Source organism: Ensifer sp. (assembly GCF_035999185.1).
In the GTDB taxonomy this organism is placed as follows: domain Bacteria; phylum Pseudomonadota; class Alphaproteobacteria; order Rhizobiales; family Rhizobiaceae; genus Ensifer.
The window spans coordinates 212859-236145 of record NZ_DASYHB010000170.1 but is presented as its reverse complement, the minus strand read 5'-3'; the positions used below and the strand labels follow the sequence as shown (position 1 = coordinate 236145).

Annotated in this window: 21 protein-coding genes; 12 read left to right on the top strand and 9 right to left on the bottom strand. The window is 62.9% G+C overall.

Annotated features, from left to right (window positions below; translation table 11 throughout):
• From VGO04_RS22500 to VGO04_RS22485, 4 genes are all read right to left on the bottom strand, one after another.
• The gene (locus tag VGO04_RS22500; protein WP_327498172.1) at window positions 1–984 is read right to left on the bottom strand and encodes an ABC transporter substrate-binding protein; all 984 of its coding nucleotides are present in this window, start codon (window positions 982–984) and stop codon (window positions 1–3) included.
• 39 nt (window positions 985–1023) lie between these two features.
• Complete coding sequence (locus VGO04_RS22495) at window positions 1024–1896, bottom strand: ABC transporter permease (protein WP_327498171.1); 873 nt, start codon at window positions 1894–1896, stop codon at window positions 1024–1026.
• A gap of 9 nt (window positions 1897–1905) precedes the next feature.
• The gene (locus VGO04_RS22490; protein ID WP_327498170.1) at window positions 1906–3258 is read right to left on the bottom strand and encodes an LLM class flavin-dependent oxidoreductase; all 1353 of its coding nucleotides are present in this window, start codon (window positions 3256–3258) and stop codon (window positions 1906–1908) included.
• A gap of 267 nt (window positions 3259–3525) precedes the next feature.
• A complete protein-coding gene (locus VGO04_RS22485; protein WP_327498169.1) occupies window positions 3526–4416 on the bottom strand; it encodes a LysR family transcriptional regulator in 891 nt (296 codons plus the stop codon).
• Between the two features lie 141 nt (window positions 4417–4557).
• On the opposite strand from VGO04_RS22485, the gene VGO04_RS22480 reads away from it, so the two are divergent.
• The 4 genes from VGO04_RS22480 (at window position 4558) to VGO04_RS22465 (ending at window position 8186) form a co-directional block, all read left to right on the top strand.
• Window positions 4558–5403 carry an oxidoreductase gene (locus VGO04_RS22480; RefSeq protein WP_327498168.1) on the top strand — a complete coding sequence of 282 codons (846 nt, stop codon included), beginning with the start codon at window positions 4558–4560 and terminating at the stop codon, window positions 5401–5403.
• Between the two features lie 219 nt (window positions 5404–5622).
• Window positions 5623–7017 carry a dicarboxylate/amino acid:cation symporter gene (locus VGO04_RS22475; RefSeq protein ID WP_414650585.1) on the top strand — a complete coding sequence of 465 codons (1395 nt, stop codon included), beginning with the start codon at window positions 5623–5625 and terminating at the stop codon, window positions 7015–7017.
• 284 nt (window positions 7018–7301) lie between these two features.
• Window positions 7302–7769: an SRPBCC family protein gene (locus tag VGO04_RS22470; protein ID WP_327498166.1), complete on the top strand. Its 468-nt coding sequence runs from the start codon at window positions 7302–7304 to the stop codon at window positions 7767–7769.
• 180 nt (window positions 7770–7949) lie between these two features.
• Window positions 7950–8186, top strand: a complete 237-nt coding sequence (locus VGO04_RS22465; protein ID WP_327498165.1) for a hypothetical protein — start codon at window positions 7950–7952, stop codon at window positions 8184–8186.
• A gap of 152 nt (window positions 8187–8338) precedes the next feature.
• On the opposite strand, the gene VGO04_RS22460 is transcribed toward VGO04_RS22465, so the two are convergent.
• A complete protein-coding gene (locus VGO04_RS22460) occupies window positions 8339–10648 on the bottom strand; it encodes a rhodanese-like domain-containing protein (protein ID WP_327498164.1) in 2310 nt (769 codons plus the stop codon).
• Window positions 10649–10923: 275 nt separating this feature from the next.
• Here VGO04_RS22460 and VGO04_RS22455 point away from each other — a divergent pair, with 275 nt between their 5' ends.
• Both VGO04_RS22455 and VGO04_RS22450 read left to right on the top strand, forming a co-directional pair.
• Window positions 10924–11199, top strand: coding sequence for a metal-sensing transcriptional repressor (locus VGO04_RS22455; RefSeq protein ID WP_327498163.1), 276 nt, complete (start codon window positions 10924–10926; stop codon window positions 11197–11199).
• 55 nt (window positions 11200–11254) lie between these two features.
• Window positions 11255–12577, top strand: a complete 1323-nt coding sequence (locus VGO04_RS22450; RefSeq protein WP_327498162.1) for an MFS transporter — start codon at window positions 11255–11257, stop codon at window positions 12575–12577.
• Here the strand turns inward: VGO04_RS22450 and VGO04_RS22445 are convergent.
• Window positions 12574–13185, bottom strand: a complete 612-nt coding sequence (locus tag VGO04_RS22445) for a TetR/AcrR family transcriptional regulator (protein WP_327498161.1) — start codon at window positions 13183–13185, stop codon at window positions 12574–12576. The genes VGO04_RS22450 and VGO04_RS22445 overlap by 4 nt on opposite strands.
• 446 nt (window positions 13186–13631) lie before the next feature.
• On the opposite strand from VGO04_RS22445, the gene VGO04_RS22440 reads away from it, so the two are divergent.
• Window positions 13632–16775, top strand: a complete 3144-nt coding sequence (locus VGO04_RS22440; RefSeq protein ID WP_327498160.1) for a multidrug efflux RND transporter permease subunit — start codon at window positions 13632–13634, stop codon at window positions 16773–16775.
• Window positions 16776–16790: 15 nt separating this feature from the next.
• Window positions 16791–17942: an efflux RND transporter periplasmic adaptor subunit gene (locus VGO04_RS22435; RefSeq protein ID WP_327498159.1), complete on the top strand. Its 1152-nt coding sequence runs from the start codon at window positions 16791–16793 to the stop codon at window positions 17940–17942.
• 22 nt (window positions 17943–17964) lie between these two features.
• Here VGO04_RS22435 and VGO04_RS22430 read toward each other — a convergent pair whose 3' ends face one another.
• A complete protein-coding gene (locus tag VGO04_RS22430) occupies window positions 17965–18912 on the bottom strand; it encodes a DMT family transporter (protein WP_327498158.1) in 948 nt (315 codons plus the stop codon).
• 93 nt (window positions 18913–19005) lie between these two features.
• On the opposite strand from VGO04_RS22430, the gene VGO04_RS22425 reads away from it, so the two are divergent.
• Window positions 19006–19467 (top strand): Lrp/AsnC family transcriptional regulator, encoded by a 462-nt coding sequence (locus VGO04_RS22425; RefSeq protein ID WP_327498291.1) that lies wholly within the window; start codon window positions 19006–19008, stop codon window positions 19465–19467.
• 46 nt (window positions 19468–19513) lie between these two features.
• On the opposite strand, the gene VGO04_RS22420 is transcribed toward VGO04_RS22425, so the two are convergent.
• Entirely contained in the window at window positions 19514–19969 is a 456-nt protein-coding gene (locus tag VGO04_RS22420) for an Lrp/AsnC family transcriptional regulator (protein WP_327498157.1), read from the bottom strand.
• 117 nt (window positions 19970–20086) lie between these two features.
• On the opposite strand from VGO04_RS22420, the gene VGO04_RS22415 reads away from it, so the two are divergent.
• Window positions 20087–20998, top strand: coding sequence for a DMT family transporter (locus VGO04_RS22415; protein WP_327498156.1), 912 nt, complete (start codon window positions 20087–20089; stop codon window positions 20996–20998).
• 17 nt (window positions 20999–21015) lie between these two features.
• The gene (locus VGO04_RS22410; RefSeq protein WP_327498155.1) at window positions 21016–22227 is read left to right on the top strand and encodes an amino acid aminotransferase; all 1212 of its coding nucleotides are present in this window, start codon (window positions 21016–21018) and stop codon (window positions 22225–22227) included.
• On the opposite strand, the gene VGO04_RS22405 is transcribed toward VGO04_RS22410, so the two are convergent.
• Window positions 22211–22693: an isoprenylcysteine carboxylmethyltransferase family protein gene (locus VGO04_RS22405; protein WP_327498154.1), complete on the bottom strand. Its 483-nt coding sequence runs from the start codon at window positions 22691–22693 to the stop codon at window positions 22211–22213. The genes VGO04_RS22410 and VGO04_RS22405 overlap by 17 nt on opposite strands.
• A gap of 164 nt (window positions 22694–22857) precedes the next feature.
• Here VGO04_RS22405 and VGO04_RS22400 point away from each other — a divergent pair, with 164 nt between their 5' ends.
• On the top strand, window positions 22858–23283 hold the full coding sequence (locus tag VGO04_RS22400; RefSeq protein WP_327498153.1) for an OsmC family protein: 426 nt from the start codon (window positions 22858–22860) through the stop codon (window positions 23281–23283).
• Window positions 23284–23287: the final 4 nt, after the last annotated feature.

The following is a 23287-nucleotide window of genomic DNA, read 5'->3' as shown; positions in this document are numbered from 1 at the left end:
TCAGTTGCTGGCCGACGCGCCGTCGACCGCGAAGAGCACGTCCTTGGGCGCGAGTTGCCCCTCCTTCAACTTGCCTTCGCGCACAAGCACGTCGATCCAGAACTGCAGGTCGTGATCACCAGGCAGACCGCCGGCGCGGACCCCATAGCCGCGGAAGTACTGGGCGATCTCAGGGTTTTCGCCGCGCTCCTTCAGCGCCTTTGCGAAGATCTGCTTGGTTTCTTCGGGATGCTCGCGGGCGTAGTCGAGCGCGCGGGCGGATTGAAGAACGAAGGTCTTCGCGGCCTCAGGATGGGCCGTCACGAAGTCACGCCGAAGAACAACGAAACCGCCGGCGATATCGCCGAGCACGTCCGTGTCGTCGAACACGGCACGCAACCCTCCGTTCTTGCGCGCGGCCCCTTCAAAGGTCGTCTGCCAGTAGCCAAACGCCGAGATATCGACCTGGCCGGAACGCAGGACCTGTTCCAGCTGCGGCCCCGGAACGACGATCTGGTTGGCCGCGTCCGAAGGCAGGCCGACCGAGTGCAGCGCCTCGCGGATGGTATAGTCGAGATGGGCTCCCAGCGTGTTGACGGCAATGCTCTTGCCGGCGATGTCCTTGATGCTTTTGATCGGGCTGTCTTCAAGCACGTAGAAGATCGACTGCACCTCGTCATTGATGCCGTTCGACGGGTAGGCGGCGACGAAGTCGTTGCCGCTGATGATCGAGTTCAGCACGGCCGAGGTGGCGGCACTGCCGATCTCGACGTCGCCCGACGCGAGCGCGATCAGCGAGGCCGGACCACCGGTGGCATAGCCGACATTCTCGATCGTAATCCCGGTTCCGTCGAAATAGCCGAGTTCCTGGGCGAATTCATGCGCCGAAAGGCCGCCTTGGCTGGCGAGGAAGCGCAGCTTGACCTCGTCGGCGGCAGTGGCGGGCACGGCGAGCCCGAGAGCAATCGTGGCCGAGAGCAGGAGATTGCGGGGATGGAAGGTCATTTCGAATTCCTTTCCGAAGAGAAAATTGACGCTGGCTGGTCAGGTGTTGGGCTGTGACCAACGGCAGAGGTTGCGCTGGAGCAGGACAAGCAAGGCGTTGGCCGCAAGCCCAAGCAGGGCCAGCAGCAGGATCGCGGCAAACATCAGCGGGATCTGGAAATTGTACTGGGCATTCATGACCTGGAAGCCGATGCCCTTGTTGGCGCCGATCATCTCGGCGGCAATCAGGAGAAGCAGCGCCGTGGTGGCCGAGAGCCGGAGACCGACGAAAATCGCCGGCACCGAGGCCGGCAGCACCACCCGGCGGAAGATCGCAAGCGGTCCGGCGCCGTAGGTGCGCGCCATCTCGATCAGCTTCCTGTCCACCTCCTTGACCCCGCCGATCGTCGACAGCAGGATCGGGAACAAAGTTGCCCAGAAGATCACGAACACCTTGGAGGTCTCGCCGAGACCGAGAAGCAGGATGAAGACCGGATAGAGCGCCAGCGCCGAGGTCTGGCGGAACAGCTGCAGGATCGGATCGAGAGCCTGCTCGATAAATCGGACCTGGCCCATGAGGAGGCCAAGCGGAATGCCGAGGGCAACGGCTGCGGCAAAGGCGATGCCCGACCGTTGCAAGCTGATGGCGATGTCGTCCAGCAGCGCACCGCTCGCAAGGCCATCCCAAAGTGCGGCGACGATCACGTCGAGCGGCGGGAAGACAGCGGGGTTGACCCAACCGATCGTGCTCGAGACCTGCCAAAGCACGAGAAAGGCGGCGACGACACCGTAGCGAGCGGCGAAGGCGGGTAGCCACCCGCGCCAGCGCGCTGGAGTGGGCGGCGAGGCCGGGAGCGGATTGCGCGCGCGGCTGTCGGCTCGACTGCGCCCCAGGCCCGCCGGCAGAAACGGATTGGCGTTTTCATACGACATGTCGGCGCCTCATTCCGCTGCCTGGACGACCGCTCGCGCGGCGGCCCAACGGTTGACCGGAAAGGGAAGGCCGAGATTTTCCCGGAGCGTCCTGCCCTCATAGGCCGTGCGAAACAGCCCGCGACGCTGCAGTTCCGGAATGACCAGCTCGACGAAATCGTCGAGTGCTGTCGGAAACCAGGGCGGCAGGATGTTGAACCCGTCGGCGGCTTCGTTTTCGAACCAGGCCTGAAGGGTGTCGGCGATCTGCTCGGCAGAGCCGACGATCGTGTAGTGGCCGCGCGCCGAGGCGATCCATTGGTAGAGCTGGCGGATGCTGAAGTTATTCTCGTCGGCGATCTGGCGGATCAGCGCCTGGCGGCTCTTCATCCCCTCGGTCGGCGGAGCCGGCGGCAATGGGCCGTCCAGGTCGTAGCCGTGGAGATCCAGCGTCCCGCCGGTCAGGCCGTTGAGCAGGCCGATCCCGTCCTCCTCGACGATCAACGATGTCAGGCGCTCGTATTTCTCACGCGCTTCGGCTTCGGTTTTGCCGACGAACGGTGAGACGCCGGGCATGACGAGGATGTGATCGGGGTTGCGGCCAAGGCCACGGGCACGTGCCTTGATGTCGCGATAGAATTCCTGAGCGGTTTCGATGTTCTGGTGGGCGGTGAAGATCACCTCCGCCGTTGCGGCTGCAAGCCCGCGTCCGTCGTCGGATTGCCCCGCCTGCACGATGACGGGATGGCCCTGCGGCGAGCGCGAGATGTTGAGCGGGCCGCGCACCTTGAAGTGTTCGCCGCGATGGTCCGTGTCGTGAAGCTTCGTCGGATCGAAGAAGACCCCCGTCTCCTTGTCGCGGACGAAGGCATCGTCCTCGAAGCTGTCCCAGAGTTTCTTGACGACATCGACATGTTCGGCGGCACGCCGATAGCGTTCGGCATGGGGCAGCTGCGTGTCGCGGTTGAAGTTCTGCGCCGTCGGATCGCCTGTCGTCGTCACCACGTTCCAGCCGGCACGGCCGCCGGAGATGAGATCGAGCGAAGCGAACTTGCGCGCCGTGGTGTAGGGTTCCTCATAGGTGGTCGACGAGGTCGCGATAAAGCCGAGATGCGTGGTCAGCGGCGCCAGCGCCGAAAACAGCGTCACCGGCTCAAAGCCCGCCACCCGCGCATTGCCGCCTTCACGTGCGCCGCCAAAACCGATCGCCAGACCGTCGGCCAGGAAATAGGCATCGAACAATCCGCGTTCCGCCGTCAGCGCCAACTCCTTGTGAAATTCGAAGCTGGTCGCGCCGTCGGCCGGCTGGTCGGGGTGGCGCCAGGCCGCAATATGCTGCCCGCCGCCGGGAAGAAAGGCTCCAAGCCGGATCTTGCGTGTCATCTCAATCCTCTCCTCTTTTTGCCGCAAGCCCGGTGGGCCCGCGTGCTCCGACGTGGCGCATCGCCAGGCCGCAACCACTCAGGCAGCTTACATTATCTACATCTTTTATAGAGAAAGAGGATTTCTCCCTAACTCGGCGAAGGTGAAATGTTTTTGCTATTGTGGAGACGATACGGGCTCATCGGCCGTTCGCAGGCCGGGAACAGGCTGTGCCACGGTGTGAACGAGCTAGTCCGCTATCGCTCTAAAGGCGCGTCGCCAGCGGCTTCACGCCTGATCCCTGACCGCATCGATCAAGGCGCGGAAGCCCGCAGACAGATGACGGCGGCTCGGATAGTAGAGATAAAGCGGCTCTTCCGGCTGGCACCACGTATCCAGAACCTGGATGAGTGCGCCGCTCGCAATCTGCTTTGTAACCCGGTTTTCCCAGACATAGGCCAGCGCCACGCCGCTTTCGGCCGCCTGGACCATCAGTTCGTGATCATCGAGCGACAGCGGTCCGGTCGGATTGAAGGTGACCGATTGCCCGTCCTTTGCAAACTCCCAGGCATAGCGCGCGCCGGACGGGAACATGTTCTGGATGCAAAGGTGGCTTTTCAGATCGTGCGGCGTCTCCGGTTTCGGCCGGCGCGCGAAATAGGCGGGTGAACCGACGACGACAAGGCGCAGCCGCTGCTTGAGCCTGAGGGCTATCATGCCTTCGCTGACCCGTTCGCCAAAACGGATCCCCGCATCGAACCCCTCGCCGACGATATCGACAAGACGATCGGTGGCGCTGATTTCAAGCTGGAGGTTGGGGTTGTTCTCGAGCAGCGGCCCGATGACGTGACCGATGACGAAGGGCGCGATCGAATTCGGGACGTTGATCCGGACACGACCAAAAGGCGTATCGCGAAACTTGTTGAGCGCATCGAGCGCCGAGGCGATCTCGCCGAAGGCGGGGTCGACATAGGATTGCAGAAGCTCGCCCGCCTCCGTCAGCGAGACGCTGCGTGTCGTGCGGTTCAGGAGCCGAATGCCGATCCGGCTTTCGAGATTGAGCACCGCATGGCTGATTGCAGACGCGGTAACGCCCCTCTCCTCGCCCGCCTTGCGAAAACTCCGGTGCCGGGCAACCGCGGCAAAGGCCGCGAGTTCTGCAAGTTCCGACGCGCGCATTACTGAGCACCATTCATCATAGTTTCGAGAATAACGAATCTTATGCAGTGAAGCACTTTGCGTCAAATTCCTCTCGTCAGCACGGGATGCGGACGCCGAATGGCTCCGAAAGAACCCGTCAAACCCTCAAAGGAGTTCGTCATGAAGGTCTGGTTTATCACGGGTGCATCACGCGGCCTCGGCGCACTGATGACCAAGGAAGCCCTTGCGGCGGGCGACGCCGTCGTCGCCACCGCGCGCAATCCGGCCACGGTCACCGAGCAGCTCGGCACCCACCCCAATCTTTTCGCCGTTGCCCTCGACGTCACCAACGAAACCCAGGCAAAGGAAGCGGCCGCAGCAGCCATCCAGCGTTTCGGCCGCATCGACATCCTCGTCAACAATGCCGGCTACGGACTGCTTGGCGCTGTCGAGGAGGCAACGGCCGAAGAGGTCGAAAAGCTCTATGCCACCAACGTCTTCGGGCTGCTCAAGGTCACCCGCGCCGTGTTGCCCCACATGCGCCGGCAGCGCTCGGGCCATATCCTGAACTTCTCGTCCATCGGCGGTTACTTCGGCTATCCCGGCTGGGGTGTCTATGGTTCGACGAAGTTCGCGGTCGAGGGACTTTCGGAATCGCTTGCCACCGAGGTTCAGCCCTTCGGCATCAAGGTGACGATCGTCGAGCCGGGCTTCTTTCGCACCGACTTCCTTGCCGAGAACTCGCTTGCGGTCAGCGCTGCCGCGATCCCCGACTATGTCGGCACGCCGGCCGGCAACATGCGTGACTTCGCAGCCGGCGCGAACCATGCCCAGCCCGGCAACCCTCAAAAACTCGCCGCCGGCATCGTGACCCTGGTGAATTCGGCCAACCCGCCGCTGCGCATGCCCTTCGGCAGCGACACGGTCGCCGTGATCGAGGAGCAGAATGCGAGCGTCGCGTCGGAGCTCGCCGCGTGGCGCGAACTTGCGCTCTCCACCGATTTCGTCAAGGACGCCTCCGCCTGACCCTTCGCCGAGCCTTTGGCCCCGCTCGATTAGAGACGAGCGGGGCCAGGGACGTTGCCCCGTCGAGGCAGCCGCGGTGCGCCGCTGTCAACCTTGGCAGCCGCCGCTTGATCGGCGAAAATTATTCCACTCTGAGTGGTTTGCGCGACAAAGGGTTCCTTATCTTCCCGCCGTCCTTCGATTAATTCTTGAGCACTTTCGTCGGCTATTGCCCAAATTATGGCCGCCGCCATCCAGTTGAGAGTGCAGCACGTGTCCCAAGCATCCGCCAAATCCCCATCAAAACCGATCTACGCCTCCTTCGGCTTCCAGGTGCTCGCCGCCATGGTCATCGGCCTCCTGCTCGGCCTCATCGCCCGCAACATGGGCGCCGACGCCGCCGGCAACCCGAACTGGCTGACCGTCACGCTGCAGACGATCGGCTCGATCTTCGTGCAATTGCTGCGCGCCCTCGTGCCGCCGCTCGTCTTCACCGCCATCGTCGCCTCGATCGCCAACCTCGCGACTCTGCAGAATGCGGCCAAGCTTGTCTGGCAGACGCTTCTATGGTTCGCGATCACCTCGCTGATCGCCGTCGTCATCGCGATTGCGCTTGGTCTCGCCATCCAGCCGGGCATCGGCTCTGCGGTCTCGCAGGAAGCCGCGAAGGCGCCTTCCTATGCGGGCTCATGGCTCGACTTCCTCAAGGGCCTCGTGCCCGCCAACATGCTCGGCCTTGAAGCCAGCACCAAGCTCACCGACAACGGTGCCGCCACTTCGTTGAACTTCAACGTCTTGCAGATCCTCGTCGTCTCGATCGCCGTCGGCGCCGCGGCGCTGAAGGTCGGCGACGCCGCCAAGCCGTTCCTCGTCTTCAACCAGTCGCTGCTCGCGATCGTGCGCAAGATCCTCTGGTGGGTGATCCGACTGACCCCGATCGGCACGATCGGCCTGCTCGGCCGCGCCGTCGCCCAGTACGGCTGGGAAACGCTCGCGCAGCTGACCTGGTATGCCGCGGCCGTCTATATCGGCCTCGCCATCGTGCTCTTCGTGGTCTATCCAGCACTGCTCGTCGCTCATGGGCTGAAGCCGTCGCGGTTCTTCGCCGGCGCCTGGCCCGCGATCCAGCTCGCCTTCGTTTCGCGCTCCTCGGTCGGCACCCTTCCCGTCACCGAGACCGTGACCGAAAAGAGCCTCGGCGTGCCGCGTGAATATGCCGCCTTCGCCGTTCCGCTCGGCGCGACCACCAAGATGGACGGCTGCGCTGCCATCTACCCGGCGATCTCGGCAATCTTCATTGCGCAGTTCTTTGGCGTCCCGCTCGGGATCCAGGAATATGTCCTGATCGTCTTCGTCTCGGTGCTCGGCTCCGCCGCAACGGCTGGCCTCACCGGTGCGACCGTCATGCTGACGCTGACGCTGTCGACGCTCGGCCTGCCGCTCGAAGGCGTCGGCCTGCTGCTTGCCATCGACCCTATCCTCGACATGGGCCGCACCGCTGTCAACGTCGCCGGCCAGGCGCTGGTGCCGACGATCGTCGCCAAGCGCGAGGGCATCCTCGACGAGACCGTCTACAACGGCGACAAGGTCGTCGACGATCTGGAGCCGCTCGCGGCCGCGGCACGCGCGGCCTAACGTTCCAGCCAAGGGAACCGACGAAAAGGGCATGCGGGCAGATAACCCGCATGCCCTTTTTCGATTGCGCATCCGGCCGCGCCAAGACAAGCGCACCGGACGGCCAGATTGCGATCTCGAAGCGGGTTCGATCGATCAGGCGGCGCTTGCAGAAGCGACCCGATAGGCGGATCGTCTATCTGAATCGAGCGAGTATCAGGCGGCCAGATGCGCTGACCAGTAGGCGCTTTTGTTCCCGCGTCGCCGCCGACGGCCAAAGTCTGTCGGCGGATCGAAGAGGACTGATGATGTCTCTCACCGAATTCCATCTCGTCACGCAGTGGACCCTCGATGCCCGGGTGGAAGACGTGTGGCGGGAATTGAGCACGCCGGAGGCGTGGCCGGACTGGTGGCCATCGGTGAAGCGGGTTTCTCTTCTGCGTGACGGCGACGAACACGGCGTCGGCGCCGTTCGTCGGCTGGAATGGGTAACGGCCTTGCCCTACGAACTTGCATTCGAGATGGAGACCGTGAGGATCGAACCGCTTTCGTTGATCGAAGGCAGGGCTTCGGGCGAACTCGACGGCATCGGCCGGTGGACGCTTGAGCCCGAAGGCGCCCGCTGCCGGGTGCGTTACGACTGGATCGTCGAGGTCACAAAACCCTGGATGATCAGGCTTTCTTTCGTGCTCAAGCCGGTATTCCGCTGGAACCATGGCGTGGTGATGGAACGCGGCCGGCGTGGTCTCGAACGACGTCTCGCGCGCTCGTGAGCAGGGGCGATCCAAGGCCCACGCCTGTTTCAACCTTGTCTACGACGTGATGGCGCGAGCGCTGCAAAAGGCCCGATATCCCTCGAAAGGGCAACAGTGGTAACCCCAATTGTGTAATCGCGTAATCATTGCTCCTCGATTTTGGCTGTGTTGCTATCTGGCCTTAATGAGAGAGGCGCCATGTCCAACGAAGTCGATATTCCGTGCCCAGAGTGCGGCCATGAAAACAGTCAACGCGTCGCATGGGTGAAAGCCAATGACGAACTCCCATGCGAACAATGCGGGAGTGCCATTGCGTTGGAGGACGAAAAGCATCTGCTCGTCATCGAACAGGCAACGCACAACATCACGAAACTGCGGCGATCGCTCGCGAGGTTTCGAAACTACACGCCTGGCACCACGCGAAAGCGGCGATGAATTTGGAATGTGGACGCGCCGCGACGGGAGCGTTCTTGCTGTCACAGGCGCCGGCAACCATCCAATTCGTGGCCTGCGGGTGATCACCTCGATCGGCGGACCATAGGCATGAAGAGGCCATATATAACGTCAGAGGGTCATGTGCGCCCGCGCTACCGGTTCACTTCGATCACGAGCGGGTAGCCTTCGTCATCCCATTCCAGATATCCGCCTGCAAAGTAGTAGACCCGCGTGTAGCCCCAGGCGATGGCCTTGGCCGAGGCATAGGCGGCATAGGTGCAGCTTTTGCCCTGACAGTAGAAGCCGACCTCGTCGTCCTTTCCCGCAACCTTGGCGAGGCTTTCCTTTGTCAGACCGGTGACGAGCGACAGGTTGACGGCCTTGGGGATGTGGCCGTTGTCATAGTTGAGTGAAGCCCGCACGTCGATGAAGGGCACGCCGCGCGCAAGCAGCGCCTTGGCCTCCGCCACATCGATTTTTATCGTTCTGTCGACGCTCAGTTCGCCTTTCGTCAGCGCCATGAACTTCACGTAGTCGGCAAGCGCGAGGTCCGTACCGGCCCCCTCGGGCATTCCTGCCTTGCGAAGTCCCTCCTGCACGAGCGCGATGTAGGGCCTGTGATAGCCGAACGCGCTGCCGTACCAGTCATAGGCACTTTCCTGCACGGTGAGCGGATCGCCCAGGAAGGAGATCGACAGCTTGTTGTACCGGTCTACCAGCGCCTGAATGCCGTCCGCGCGTGCGAGGTGCCCGTAGGCTGATATCAAAGTGGCATAGTCCGCCCGGAGATCGGACTTTGCTCCGATTGCGCGTTCAAACGTGTCGGCGGCCTCAGCGTACTTTCCCTGGGAAAAGAACGAGACCGCGAGCATGCGCAGCGTTGCCCGCGTTGGGTGGGGATCGAACCGCATCGCCAGGCGGGCCTGCTGTTCCGCCTCCACCGCATGCCCGGTCGCGTTGAGTATCCGGGCCATGCCGACACGGTTGTCGGGATCGTTCGGCGCGAGTTTAATCGCCCGGTCGATGGCGGCGAACGCTTCGTCATAACGTTCCTGCTGCGCAAGCACCTGGGCAGATATCGCATAGGCAAGCGGCGTCGGCCGCTCCATTGCCTTTGCCAGATTTCTGGTGAGGTTTTTGGAGGCGGTCTCCCGACGGTGAAAATCCCAGGACAAAATGCTCGTCCGCCAGTTTGCAGCCGCCAGTGACGCATAGGCGCGGCTATAGTTCGGATCGAGCACGATCGCCTTCTGGAAGAAAGCGGTTGCCGTCGCCGTTTCGGCTTCGCTGTCGCGGCGAAGATGGTCCCATCCCCGCAACAGCATGTCATAGGCCTGCGGATTCGTCGTTTCCGGTACCTCTGCAACGCTTCGCTCGGCGCTCGTCAACTTGACGGAGAGTGTCGACACGATCTGTCCGATCACCCTGTCCTGCAGCCCGAAGACGCCACTCATTTCGCCGTCATAGCGCTCGGCCCAGAGGTGATGCCCGTCGATCGCGTCGATCAGCTGGGCATTGACGCGAACATGGTTCCCTTCTCGGCGCACGCTGCCCTCGAGGATGTAATGGACGCCCAGATCCTTGGCCACCTGTTGCGCCTTGGTGGGCTTGCCCTTGTAGGTGAAGGTCGAGTTGCGCGCGATCACGAAGATGCCGGACAGTTTCGACAGTTCGGTGATGAGGTCGTCGGTCATCCCGTCGGCGAAATAGCTCTCTCCCGCGTCAGAGCTGAGATTGTCGAATGGCAGGACGGCGATGGAGGGCGTTTGGGGCAACGGGTAAGCCATCTGCGCAACGGAGGCCGCGTCGGCACTCTCGCGCCTCTGGACCAGCCAGACAGCAGCAGCGCCAACAAGCACGAGGAGAACCAAAACCGCGGGAGTTCTCCAACGGTGAAAGCTCCCGGCGGCGAAGCGCCGAGGCCTCGTGTCTCCCGCAAATCTCACCCGGTAGACACGGACAGGCCTCTGGATGTTTTTCACATGCTGTTCACCGATAAACTCCAGCGGCAGTTCGAACTTGCCCTGCAGATGATCGAAAGCAGTGCCGGAGATGAAAAGTCCTCCTGGCTCACACATCTGCTCTAGGCGAGCCGCAACGTTGACGCCGTCGCCGAGCAGGTCATCCCCGTCGACGACCACGTCTCCGAGATTGATGCCCATGCGAAAGAGAAGCCGATGCTCGGCGGCAACATCGTGCTCGCGCGCCGCAATCTTCGCTTGTGATGCAACAGCGCAAGCGGCGGCGTCAACGACGGAGCCAAATTCCACGATCGCCCCATCGCCCATCAGCTTCACGATGCGTCCGTGATAGTCGTCCATCAAGGGATCGAAGATTTCGGAACGCCACGCCTTGATGGCTGCCAGGGTTCGGGCCTCGTCGGCTTCCATAAGTCGCGAATAACCAACAATGTCGACGGCAAGAATGGCAACCAGCCGCCGTTCTGCGCGAATTGCTTCCATAACCACCTCTCCCGAAGGTGTAGAAGGCCTCGCTCTTGCGTTGGTCAGGACCATGAAAGGTCCAGCCGCCCAGCCTTTCAAGCTACTCTCGTTTCCGCGCTGGTGCCACACTTATTGCCGCCGAGCGACCTGCCCCGGACGGCCGGGGGGCCGGATGCCGTAAACCGAACATCCGGCGTCGAGGACGTCCACGATCGAGCCGATCGGGCGGGGCATGCACGCATCCTGTTTACGCGCTCTTGACCTTATCCTATCCCCCTGGATAGGATAAGGGAATGAACGATCACAAACACGAAACCCACCCGGATATCGTCAAGCGGCTGAAGCGCGCGGAAGGACACCTGAAGAGCGTCATCGCCATGATCGAAGGTGGCCGCCCCTGTCTCGACATCGCGCAGCAGCTGCACGCCGTCGAAAAGGCGATCAGCCAGGCGAAAAGAACCCTGATCCAGGATCATCTCGATCATTGCCTTGAAGACACGATCGGCGCGCTTCCCCGGGACCAGCGTCAGTCGATCGAAGACTTCAAGGCGATCACCAAGTATCTGTGAGACCGAGCCTGGTTTCTGACTGCACCGCAAATCCGAGAAAACAAGCCAAACCGTCATGTTGCAGATTCTCGCCAACCGCACCTATCGACATCTGTTTCTGGCGCAGATGATCGCCCTTGTCGGCACCGGTCTCGCGACCGTGGCGCTGGGGCTTCTTGCCTACGATCTGGCGGGCGCGGACGCAGGTGCCGTGCTCGGCACGGCGCTCGCGATCAAGATGATCGCCTATGTCGGTGTCGCGCCGATCGCCGCTGCCTTTGCCGAGCGGCTTCCCCGCCGCGCCATGCTCGTTTCTCTCGACCTGGTGCGCGCCGCCATTGCGCTTCTCCTGCCGTTCGTGACCGAGATCTGGCAGGTCTATGTACTGATCTTTGTACTGCAGTCGGCGTCGGCCGCCTTCACCCCGACCTTCCAGGCAACCATTCCCGACGTCCTGCCTGACGAGAAGGAATACACGCGCGCGCTCTCGCTTTCGCGGCTTGCCTATGACCTCGAAAGCGTGGCCAGTCCGATGCTTGCTGCGGCACTGCTGACGGTCATCAACTTTCACAACCTGTTTGCCGGCACGGTCATCGGCTTCCTTGCCTCGGCGGCTCTCGTCCTGTCCGTCGGCCTTCCGAGCCCGAGACCGAGCGAGCGGCGCGGCATATACGAGCGGACGACGCGGGGCTTGCGCATCTATCTGGCGACACCGCGGCTTCAGGGCCTGCTTGCACTCTGCCTCGCCGTTTCTGCGGCGGGATCAATGGTCATCGTCAACACGGTCGTACTGGTCCAGGCGAAGTTCGGTCTGAGCCAGAGCGACACGGCGGTCGCACTTGCCGCCTTCGGCGGCGGCTCGATGCTCGCCGCCCTCCTACTGCCCCGTCTTCTCGAGACGACCGCAGACCGGGTGGCCATGTTTTCGGGCGCCGCCATTCTCGTGGCCGGTCTGTTCATGGGCGTCGCGGTTTCGCACTACGGGCTGCTTTTGCCGCTCTGGGCGCTGATCGGCCTTGGCTATTCGTTGACGCAAACACCCTCCGGCCGGCTTTTGCGGCGTTCGGCGCATCCCGAAGACCGGCCGGCCCTCTTTGCCGCGCAGTTTGCGCTGTCGCACGCTTGCTGGCTGATCACCTATCCGCTCGCGGGCTGGCTTGGCGCAACCGTCGGCATGCCCGCAACGTTCGCGACGCTCGGCGTCATCGCGGCTGCGGCCATGGTCGTCGCAACGCGGCTCTGGCCGGCGCATGATCCCGATGAGATCGAGCACACCCATCATGAACTCGACGAGCACCATCCTCACCTTGCCGGCGCGACGCGGTCCGGCAAGGGACACAGGCACAGCCATGTCTTCGTGATCGACAGCCATCACCCGGATTGGCCGGCCGCGCGTTAGGCACGCCTGCCTATGCCGATGTCCCCCTTGGCGAAGGACAGGATTGCCGCGTCGGCAATCTCGGCAAACCGGGCGCTCGGCCCCATCACGCCGGAGCTTTTCTGGGTGGCGCGCGCGCCCTCGATCAACAGCAGCAAGGTGTCTGTCAGCAGTTCGGCATCCGCAATGCCAGCCTTGTGACAGAGCGCGACCACGCGGTCGCGCTGTGCATCCTTGAACGTCCGGATGAGCGATCGGCCCGGATGGTCTTCGTCGGTCAACTGAACGGCGGCACTCATCATTTCGCAGTGACAACTGTCGTCATCGAGATGCGCGGCGAGCGATCGGACCCACGTTCTGAGCTGCATCAGTCCGTCGCCGGGATGCGCCTCCTCCAGCTCCTGCCAGAAGCCGTCCATCTCCATGCCGGCGCGATAAAGGCATTCGACGATGAGTTCGTCCTTCGAATTGAAGTGCCGGTAGAGTGTCATCTTGTTGCTGTCGGCCGCGTCGGCAATGGCGTCGACGCCGGTCCCGCGAATGCCGTTCCTGCGAAAGAGATCGCGCGCGGCCTCGATGATACGCTCGCGCGGGGATCGGCGTGGTTTCTTGCAGAAATCCGTTGTCATCGCATGCGATCCGGCGAAATCCGTATGGAAATCTTGCCCCTTGACGCCCCGTAAGCGATCGATAACATGCGGCCCTGTTACCGACCAGTAACATTTTCGGCAGCGGCACGAGCACGGGTCTGCTGCCCCATACGCTTTCAAGACATTTCGGTAACCGCAGAAAAATTTCGAGCGCAATGTCGGTGGGCGCGGTCGTCAGGCGTCTTTCAGCCAGAGTGCACACCGCACGGACTTAGAAAAATTTGATCACGTGCCTGATGCGGGTCGGCTCGACCCATCGTGGCGACGTGCCGGAGCCTTATGATGCGCATGCTGGATGGGCTGAAGGCGAAGACCTGCGCTGCTGACCGGAGGGCCGGCGCGGCGTGCCTGCGCGAGCCCGGTTTCACGAACTCCCGAGATGCCCCCCGCCGAATGGGCATTGCCCCACAAGGATCGATCCGACCATGATCGACTTCTTCATCCACCGGCCGATCTTCGCATCGGCGATCGCCATCATCATGACGCTCGCCGGCGGCATCTGCTATTTCCTGCTGCCGATCTCGCAGTTTCCCGACGTGACGCCGCCGCAGATCGTGGTCGCCGCCAACTATCCCGGCGCCAGCGCCCAGGTCGTCGCCGATACGGTGACCACGCCGCTCGAACAGCAGATCAACGGCGTGCCGGGCATGCTTTACATGACCTCGACGAGTTCGAACGACGGTTCGTCGCGGATCATCATCTCCTTCGAAGTCGGCTACCCGATCGACGTTGCGGCGCTCGACGTCCAGAACCGCGTATCGCAGGCCGCCTCCTCGCTTCCGGCCCTCGTCAACCAGACCGGCGTCACGATCGCCAAGCAGATCCCCAATTTCACCGTACTCGTCAGCCTGGATTCGCCAGACGATTCGGTCGATTTCGCCTCGGTCAGCAACTACGCCTACCTGCAGATCCTCGATCCCCTGAAGCGCCTGCCGGGCGTCGGCGACGTCCAGCTCTTCGGCGAGCGGCGCTACTCGATGCGGGTCTGGCTCGACCCCGACCGCATGGCCAATCTCGGCGTCACCGCCGCCGACGTCCAGAATGTCATCGCCGAACAGAACATCCAGGTCGCAGGCGGCAAGATCGGCCAGTCGCCGGCGCCTGTAGGCACGCCTTTCGAGATGCAGATCAACGCGCTCGGCCGCCTGAGTGATCCGTCGCAATTTGGCGACATCGTGCTTAGGGCCGACCCGACGACGGGAGCGACGACAAGGCTGCGCGACGTGGCCCGCATCGAGCTCGGCGCGCTGCTCTATTCCTCGTCGGTCACCTTCAATGGCAAGGAGAGCGTGGTTCTCGCCGTATTCCAGGGGCCTGGTTCCAACGCGCTCGACCTGCAAAGCCGCGTCCAGGCGAAGATGAACGAGCTGTCTGAACGTTTCCCGGCGGGTATCGCATACCACATGTTCTACGACACCACGCGCTTCGTCTCGGCGGCGATGAAGGATGTCGTCTATACGCTGCTGGAGGCGCTCGCGCTCGTCGTTTTCGTCGTCTTCATATTCCTGCAGAACCTGCGCACGACGATCATCCCGACGATCGCCATCCCCGTGTCGCTGATCGCGACGCTGGTCGTCATGTACCTCTTCGGCTTCTCGCTCAACATGCTGAGCCTGCTCGGCATGGTGCTCGCCATCGGCCTCGTCGTCGACGACGCGATCGTCGTCGTCGAAAACGTCGAGCGCCAATTGGAGGCCGGCCTGCCACCGCTTGAAGCCACCAAAAAGGCGATGCAGGAGGTGACCGGCCCGATCATCGCAACGACAGCCGTTCTGCTTGCCGTCTTCATCCCTGTCGCTTTCATTCCGGGCGTTGCCGGCAGTCTTTACAACCAGTTCGCACTCACGGTCGCGATCTCCGTCGCCTTCTCCGCCTTCAATTCGCTGACCCTCAGCCCGGCGCTGAGCGCCGCCTTCCTGCGCTATCGCGGTGAGCCGCGCTTCGCCCTTTTCCGCTGGTTCAACGACGGTTTTCATGCGCTGTCGCACGCCTATGCCCGCAGTGTCGCCGGGCTGGTGCGCTGGCGCTGGGCGCTGTTTGCCCTCTTCCTCGTCGCCGTCGGCTCCACCTATGCGCTCTGGCAGCGCATCCCGTCGACCTTCCTGCCGGTCGAGGACCAGGGCTATTTCTTCGTCGTCATCCAGCTGCCGGACGGCGCCTCGCTGGAGCGCACCGAAGCGGTCGCCAGGCGATCGGAAGAGATCCTGCGCAAGACCGCCGGTGTCGATTTCGTCGGCTCTGTCGTCGGTTTCAACTTCCTGTCCTTTGCCGCCCAGTCGAATTCCGCCGTGCAATTCGCCGTGCTGAAACCATGGGACGAGCGCCCGCCCGAGCAGGGGGCGTCAGTCTTGCGTGAGACTGTGATGCCGCAATTGCTGCAGATCCCGGATGCTCTGGTTCTCGCGTTCGATCCACCTTCGATCCAGGGGCTCGGCGCGACCGGCGGCTTCGAGTTCCAGGTCGAGGATCTCGGCGGGCGCAGCGCGCAGGCGCTGAGCGAAGCGACACAGGCGCTGATCGCCGAGGCGCGCAAGCAGCCGGAGATCAACCCCTACCAGCTGTTCAGCACCTTCAGCACCTCAAGCCCGCAATTCGACTACGATCTCGACCGCGACAAGGCAAAGCTGCTGGGTTTGAGCCTGCCCGACATCTTCAACACGCTGCAGATCTATTTCGGCTCGCTCTACGTCAACGACTTCAACCTGTTTGGCCGCACCTTCCGTGTGACGCTCCAGGCCGACCAGGGGGCGCGTGCTTCGGCGACGGATCTGTCGCGCCTCTATGTGCGCAACAGCCAAGGCGAAATGGTGCCGCTCAACACGCTTGGTACCTTCCGGTCAACGGTCGGCCCCGAAACCATCACCCACTACAACAACTACCCCTCGGCGCTCATCAACGGTGCGGCGGCGCCCGGCTTCAGCTCAAGCCAGGCGGTGGCGGCGATGGAGCGCGTCGCAAAGACAACGCTACCGCGGGACTACACATTCGAGTGGACCGGCATTACCTATCAGGAGATCCGCGCAGGTTCGATCGCCGCACTCGTCTTTGCGCTCGCGCTCGTCTTCTGCTTCCTGATCCTGGCTGCCCAGTACGAAAGCTGGTCGATGCCGTTCATGGTGCTGTTGTCAGTGCCGCTGGCGCTGCTCGGCGCGCTGTTGGCGCTGTGGCTGCGCGGAATGCAGATCGACGTCTATTCGCAGATCGGCTTTGTGATGCTGGTAGGACTTGCCGCCAAGAACGCCATCCTGATCGTCGAGTTCGCAAGGCGCCGGCGCGAGGAGGGGCTCGACGTCGTGGCGGCCGCAGCCGAAGCCGCACGGCTGCGCCTGCGGCCGATCCTGATGACGGCCTTCGCCTTCATCCTCGGCGTTCTGCCGCTGATGTATGCCAAGGGCGCGGGTGCCGCCAGCCGGCAATCGATCGGCACCACCGTCTTCGGCGGCATGCTGGCCGCAACGATACTGACACTCATTTTCGTCCCGGTTTTCTACGCTGTCATCGAGCGGTGGCGCGAAGGGGTCTCGTCGAAACCCATCGGCCAGAGCCACGAACCGGAAGCGGCGGAATAGCAATTGGAGCCTGACATGCGTGGTTCGAAACTGGTTCTTGCAGCAGCGGTCGCAATCGCCGCTCTCGCTGCGGCCTATCACTACAAGAACGGCGGCTTTGAGCTCAAGGGCGGCGATGCGGGTGCCGCCGTGCCCCCGGCACAGCAGGCGATGCCCGTCCCCGTCGCCGCAGTCGTCAAGAAGACGATCCCGATCTATCTCGACTACTCCGCGCGCACCGAGGCAATTCGCAACGTGACGCTTCGCGCCAAGATATCGGGTTACGTCGCCTCTCAGGCGGCGCCCGACGGCTCTGATGTCAAGGAGAACGACCTCCTCTACCGGATCGACGCACGCGACTATCGCGCCCAACTTGACCAGGCGAAGGCGCAGGTCGAACGCGACGAGGCATCGCTCGCCTATCTTCGGTCCAGCCTCACGCGCGGCAACGAGCTTGCCACCACCGGTTATCTGGACAAAGACACCTTCGACCAGCGCCAGAGCGCCGTGCATCAGGCAGAAGCAGCCCTTGCTATGTCCAACGCTGCCGTGCGCACCGCCGAAATCAACCTCGATTACACCGAGATCCGCGCCCCGTTTGCCGGTCGGCTGGGCCGCAACCAGGCGCCTGAGGGCACGCTCGTCAGCAGCACCGCCGGTACGCCGCTCAACAATCTCGTCCAGCTTTCACCGATCTACGTCTCGTTCAATCCGAGCGAGACCGAGCTTGCCGCCATCCAGAAGGCCCGCGCAAAAGGCAAGGTGGAGGCCGAAGTGCTGCTTCCCGGCGATACCGAACCGCGCTACCGCGGCGACCTCAGCTTTATCAACAACACCGTGGAGGGCAACACCGGCACGATCGTGGCGCGCGCGACGATCGACAATTCCGACCTTTCGCTGCTCCCCGGCCAGTATGTCCGCGTTCGCCTGAAGGTGCGCGACGAGCCGGACCTGCTGATGGTTCCGGAGACAGCGCTTGGATCGAGCCAACTCGGCAAATACGTCTATGTGGTCGGCAAGGGCGACGTCGTCGAACAGCGGCTGGTCGTGCCTGGCCCGACCAGCGGCGACCTCATCGGCCTGACATCAGGCGTTTCGGAGGGTGACCAGGTGATATCTGGTAATCTGCAGAAGATCTTCCCCGGCGCGCCGGTAAAGCCGATGACAGCCGAGCAGGCGCAGAAATAGGCCGCCGTCCGCCGAAAATTCGCTAGGATCGCTTCAGGATCGGGAAGATCATCCCTGACGTGATGATGGCGATTGCAACGATCTGGAGGACCGTCGGGACCTCGCCGAGAACGACCATGCCTGCGGCGGTCGTCGTCACCGGTATGCACGGCATGAACAGCGACGCCGGCTGCGGACCCAGCTGGCGGACCGCATAGGTATAGAGGACGCTCGAAAGCGCACCGGCAAGAAACCCCTGAATGACGAACTGCGTGCCAACTTCGCCGATCGAGGCCGTGGCAAGCCCGCTCGGCGCGAGCACGTGCAGAAGCGGCAGCGGCAGGCAGGAGAGCAGTACCACCGCGATCGTCGCGGTCGCGGCATCGACGGACCAGCGGCGCACCAGCACCGCATAGGCGGCAAACATGATGCCCGACCCGGCAAACAGCAGGTCGCCGCGCACGGTCTCGCCGCCACCCACTCCCTGCTGGACAACGAACAACATGAGGCCGGCAATGATCATCGCGATGCCGGCCAGGCGCGCCCTGGAGATCTTGTCCTTGAAGACGATGCGCGAGAACAGGAAGGAAAAGAAAACGATCACGGCCGGAGAAAGCGCCGCCGCATGGGCGGCGGGCGCCATCGAGAGCCCCTGGTTGATGATCAGTGGGTAGGGCAATCCGGTCAGCAGCGCCATGAGACCCGCCCTGCGCCAACCGAGCGCTTTCAGTTTTGCCGTGCCGGTCTTTAGGAGCAACGGCAGGAAAACAAGCGCTGCCCCCGCAAACCGCAAGCTGACGATGTCGGCGGCCGTCAGATCACCCTTCAGGCTGAAGCGGGCCGCAACGAACTGGACTGTGGTGATTGCGACGACCGCAAAGCCCGCCAGTATCGCCAGCCGCCGACTGTCTGCCCCAACTCCCACCATCGTACCACGCAGGCTTGCCTCCATGACGACCGCCCTCTCCTTCTGCGACTGCGACAACGGCATGGTATTGCTCGTATGAGTGTGGCGAAATATATTGATTGCGATGATTTTGAGTGAAACTCACTTAATTGGAGCTCAGAGAGCGTGAGTAACGAAATTCCGGGTCTCGACACGATCGACCGCACGCTCTTAAGGCTGCTTCAGGAAGATGGCCGGCGCACCACGCTTGAGTTGGCGGACCGGGTCGGCCTTTCGCCGACGGGCACCAGCCAGCGTGTCAAGCGCCTCTTCCGGGATGGCTACGTGAAGACCGTCCGGGCTATCCTCGATCCAAAGAAGATCGGGCGCGGGACGGTGGTCTTCATTCAGGTGCGGCTCGACCACACGGCACCGCATATTTTCGAGCGGTTTTCCGAGGCCGTGGCGAGGGCGCCGGAGGTCCTCGAATGCCACATGGTGATCGGCGGCTTCGACTACCTGGTCAAGGCGCGGATTGCCGACATGTCTCTGTTTCAGGACTTTCTGGAGCGGGTGATCCTGCCGCTGCCCGGAGTTAGGGAAACCCATACCTACGCGTCGGTTGGCGACGTCAAGCCGGACGCGCTTCTGCCGATCTGAAGCTGCGGCTGCGGTCCGTCGGCTGGAGCCGCAGCACCTTCGCCGGTCACATGCGTGGAAAGACCGTCGCCCGTTTGACGGTGCCGTAGGCAAAGCTGGTGTCGATCGCCGCGATACCCTCGATGCTGTGCAGCTGATTGCGCACGAACTGCTCATAGTCCTTGAGGCTCTTGACCAGAACCCGCAGCAGATAGTCGGCTTCGCCGGTCATGACGTAACAATCCTGGATATTGTCGATCGTTTTTACCTTGCGCTCGAACGCGGCGACCGACGCCTCGGAGTGGCGTTCAAGCCGGATGCGCACGAAGGCGGTGATCGGCAGGCCATAGGCCTCTTCGTCGACGATCGCCGTGTAACCCGTGATGACCTTTGCCTCTTCGAGCAGGCGCAGGCGCCTGAGACAGGGCGAAGGCGAGAGAGCGACCTTCTCCGACAGGTCCTGATTGGAAAGGCGCCCGTCCTTTTGCAGGGCCCAGATGATCTGCCTGTCTTTCTCGTCCATTTCCCTCTCCATCTTGGCAGATTCTGCCAACCCATCCTTCAGCTGTCGACGAAATAGCAAGAAACGAGCAGAGAGAGAAGCATATCATGCAAGCCACTGAGACAATGAGGCTTCCGCATGACCGACGCGACGTCCGAATTCCACCCATCGCGGAAGCCATGGCTGACACCCATGACCGCAGGCTACGCCGTGCTCGCCGTCGTCGTGCTGGTCTGGGCAGGTTTTGCGCTCTCCATGCGGGCGATCGGCGCCTCGCCGCTTGCCACCGCCGACGTCGCCCTCATCCGCTTCGCTGTTCCAATCATCGCCCTGCTGCCGGCTATACCGCAGCGGCTCGCGACGCTCCGCAAGGTTAGGCCAAGGGACGCGGCACTGGTCCTGCTCGGCGGCGTGCCGTTCTTTTTCATCGCGTCCGAAGGCGCCAAGGCGACGTCGGCAGCCTATGTCGGCGCCCTCGTCGCCGGCACGACGCCGGTTTCCGTCGCGTTGATCGCCTTCCTGCTCGAGCGAAAGACCGTCGCGAAGAAGCGCTGGCTGCCGCTCGCGTTGATCCTTGCCGGCGTCACCGGGATCGTCGCCGGGCAACAGCATGCGGTAACGGCCGAAAGCCTGCGCGGCGTCGGTTTCCTGCTGGTCGCGAGCCTCATCTGGGGCGCCTATACGATCGGTCTGAGACGGACCGGAGTGGATGCGATCGCCAACGGGCTGCTCCTGTCAATCGGCTCGCTGATCATCCTCCTGGCTCTGGTTCTCACCGGCGCCGTCACCAGCCATATCGGCCAGTTTTCCTGGCATCAGGCGCTCCCCTTCATTCTGGTTCAGGGGCTCGGGGTCGGCCTGGTTTCGACCGTCGGCTACGCTTTTGCGATATCGCGGCTCGGCGCTGCCAGAAGCGCCACCATCGGCTCGCTCGCGCCAGCGCTTGCAAGCCTTCTCGCCATACCGGTCCTTGGCGAACCGCTCGCCTTTGCGACCGCCATCGGCATCGCCGTGATCACGTCCGGCGTGATCCTGGCAAACCGCAACTGAACTCAGGGAGATTCAAGATGCTCGCCGCTCTGCCACTCGCCGAACCCGATCCATTGTGGGCTCTCCTCAGCGCGTTCCGCCAGGATCGCCGGGCCGACAAGATCGACCTCGTCGTCGGCGTCTATCGCGACGCCTCGGGTCAAACGCCGGTCATGCGTGCCGTGCAGGATGCCGAGGCGCGGCTTGCTTCCTCGGCCATGTCCAAGTCCTACAAGGCCCTGTCGGGCAATACAGCCTTCAATGACGGAATGGCGAAACTCCTTCTCGGACAAGGTACCGAGGCGCTTGATCGCCAATGCACCATCCAGACGGTCGGCGGCACTGGAGCGCTGCGGATTCTTGCCGATTTCATCGCCCTCGTTTCGCCCGATGCGACGATCTGGAACAGCAACCCCGGCTACGTGAACCACCGTCCGATCATGCTGGCCGCCGGTCTGGCGGTGCGGTCCTTCCGCTGGCAGGAAACCGAAACAGGCCTCGACCTCGGCGCGCTCGCCGCGGATCTAGAGGACGCCCGCAAAGGTGACGTTGTCCTGCTCCATGGCTGCTGCCACAACCCCACCGGCATCGATCCGTCGCTCGAACAATGGCGCCAGCTTGCCGCGCTCTGCAAGGACAAGGGGCTTATCCCCCTCATCGACATGGCCTACCAGGGCTTTGGCGACGGGATCGAGGAAGATGCTGTCGGCCTGCGCCATTTTGCAAGCGAACTCGACACAGTCCTCGTGGCGGCAAGCTGCTCCAAGAACATGGGGCTCTATTGCGAAAGGACGGGTGTGGCGATGGTGATCGCCGAAGACGCAGGACCGCTTGCCAACGTTCGTGCGACACTGGAGCGGATCACGCGGGCCAACTATTCCATGCCGCCGGAACACGGCGCTGCGGTTGCTGCCCAACTGCTCGAAGAACCGCAAACCTGGCTTGCGGAACTCGAGGGGTGCCGCAGGCGGGTCGCGGGTATCCGCAGCGATCTCGCCGATGCGCTGGCGCACTTTGGAGCGCCGGAGAGGTTCCAGGCGTTACGCCGACAGAAAGGCATGTTCTCGTTGTTGCCGCTCGACCAGCGTCAGATGAACCGGCTGCGCGAGGAATTCGGCATCTACGGGACCGCCAATGGTCGCATCAACATCGCCGGGCTGCTTCCTGACGAGGTCGATCGGCTTGCGCGAGCCCTGAGGATTGTGTCCAGCGCTCCGTCGCTGGTCCATCCCGCTAGAGCCAGCGCCTGACGCGCGCCTTGTAGGCAAGGTACCCTTCGCCAAATTTGCGTTCGAGATAGGTCTCCTCGCGGGCAACGACGCCATGGCGGATGACGAGGTAAAAGGGCACCAGCAGGATCAAAAGCCAAAAGCTGTCGAACGCCAGAGCCAGACCGACAAGGCCGAGAAACATCGCGACATAGATCGGGTTGCGTGTGAAGCGGTAGGGACCAGCCTCGACGATCGCCGTCGTCGGGCGGGTGGTCTGGACTTCGGTCCCCGCCCGGCGGAACGTCGTCGCCGCCCAGATAAGAAGGGCGACCGCGGCAAAGAAGACGGCGACCCCGGCCAGGCGACCGGCGCCGATGCCCGGCAGGAACGGCAGCGGATGGGCCCCATCCAGCAACAGGCCACCGCCGACGGCGGCCAGCCAGACTATGGGTGGCCGGACGACGGCGCCCGATCGGTCTTCAGCATGTCCGTTCGTGTCAATCATTCCAGATGCCCTGATCTTTTGCCGTTCACGCAATGAGCGCTGCCGAGCCGCCATATTAACGGCGGCAGCCTCTTTGCGAAATTGCCGGGACTCGTTATCTCAAGGAAAGATCATCGGCCAACCGCGGCCAGAGATCACGGCACATGAGCAACAGGACGAGACACATGAAAGCGCGCGTCAAATGGGTGGAAGACCGGACCTTTGTGGGAGAATCCGGAAGTGGCCACAAGGTCGTATTGGGTACGGCGTTCGGTGAGGAAGGGCGCACGCCGGGACCAAGCCCCATGGAGTTGGTGCTGATCGGCACCGGCGGCTGCTCGGCCTATGATGTCGTGCACATCCTCGAAAAGGGCCGCGAGCCGGTCGAGGATTGTGTCGTCGAGCTCGACGCCGACCGCGCCGAAACCGAGCCCCGGGTCTTTACCCGCATTCACATGCACTTCGTCGTCAAGGGACGTGGCCTATCGATTAACAAGGTCGAACGCGCGGTTTCGCTGTCGATCGAAAAGTACTGCTCGGCCTCGGCAATGCTCGCCAAGACCGCCACGATCACCCACGACTTCGAGGTGGTCGACACCAGCGCCGGCTGAGCAA

Bases quoted from the DNA above. Each gene is read 5' to 3' on its own strand.
- VGO04_RS22500 (WP_327498172.1), bottom strand. From the start codon at position 984: ATGACCTTCCATCCCCGCAATCTCCTGCTCTCGGCCACGATTGCTCTC.
- VGO04_RS22495 (WP_327498171.1), bottom strand. From the start codon at position 1,896: ATGTCGTATGAAAACGCCAATCCGTTTCTGCCGGCGGGCCTGGGGCGC.
- VGO04_RS22490 (WP_327498170.1), bottom strand. From the start codon at position 3,258: ATGACACGCAAGATCCGGCTTGGAGCCTTTCTTCCCGGCGGCGGGCAG.
- VGO04_RS22485 (WP_327498169.1), bottom strand. From the start codon at position 4,416: ATGCGCGCGTCGGAACTTGCAGAACTCGCGGCCTTTGCCGCGGTTGCC.
- VGO04_RS22480 (WP_327498168.1), top strand. From the start codon at position 4,558: ATGAAGGTCTGGTTTATCACGGGTGCATCACGCGGCCTCGGCGCACTG.
- VGO04_RS22475 (WP_414650585.1), top strand. From the start codon at position 5,623: ATGGCCGCCGCCATCCAGTTGAGAGTGCAGCACGTGTCCCAAGCATCC.
- VGO04_RS22470 (WP_327498166.1), top strand. From the start codon at position 7,302: ATGATGTCTCTCACCGAATTCCATCTCGTCACGCAGTGGACCCTCGAT.
- VGO04_RS22465 (WP_327498165.1), top strand. From the start codon at position 7,950: ATGTCCAACGAAGTCGATATTCCGTGCCCAGAGTGCGGCCATGAAAAC.
- VGO04_RS22460 (WP_327498164.1), bottom strand. From the start codon at position 10,648: ATGGAAGCAATTCGCGCAGAACGGCGGCTGGTTGCCATTCTTGCCGTC.
- VGO04_RS22455 (WP_327498163.1), top strand. From the start codon at position 10,924: ATGAACGATCACAAACACGAAACCCACCCGGATATCGTCAAGCGGCTG.
- VGO04_RS22450 (WP_327498162.1), top strand. From the start codon at position 11,255: ATGTTGCAGATTCTCGCCAACCGCACCTATCGACATCTGTTTCTGGCG.
- VGO04_RS22445 (WP_327498161.1), bottom strand. From the start codon at position 13,185: ATGACAACGGATTTCTGCAAGAAACCACGCCGATCCCCGCGCGAGCGT.
- VGO04_RS22440 (WP_327498160.1), top strand. From the start codon at position 13,632: ATGATCGACTTCTTCATCCACCGGCCGATCTTCGCATCGGCGATCGCC.
- VGO04_RS22435 (WP_327498159.1), top strand. From the start codon at position 16,791: ATGCGTGGTTCGAAACTGGTTCTTGCAGCAGCGGTCGCAATCGCCGCT.
- VGO04_RS22430 (WP_327498158.1), bottom strand. From the start codon at position 18,912: ATGCCGTTGTCGCAGTCGCAGAAGGAGAGGGCGGTCGTCATGGAGGCA.
- VGO04_RS22420 (WP_327498157.1), bottom strand. From the start codon at position 19,969: ATGGACGAGAAAGACAGGCAGATCATCTGGGCCCTGCAAAAGGACGGG.
- VGO04_RS22415 (WP_327498156.1), top strand. From the start codon at position 20,087: ATGACCGACGCGACGTCCGAATTCCACCCATCGCGGAAGCCATGGCTG.
- VGO04_RS22410 (WP_327498155.1), top strand. From the start codon at position 21,016: ATGCTCGCCGCTCTGCCACTCGCCGAACCCGATCCATTGTGGGCTCTC.
- VGO04_RS22405 (WP_327498154.1), bottom strand. From the start codon at position 22,693: ATGATTGACACGAACGGACATGCTGAAGACCGATCGGGCGCCGTCGTC.
- VGO04_RS22400 (WP_327498153.1), top strand. From the start codon at position 22,858: ATGAAAGCGCGCGTCAAATGGGTGGAAGACCGGACCTTTGTGGGAGAA.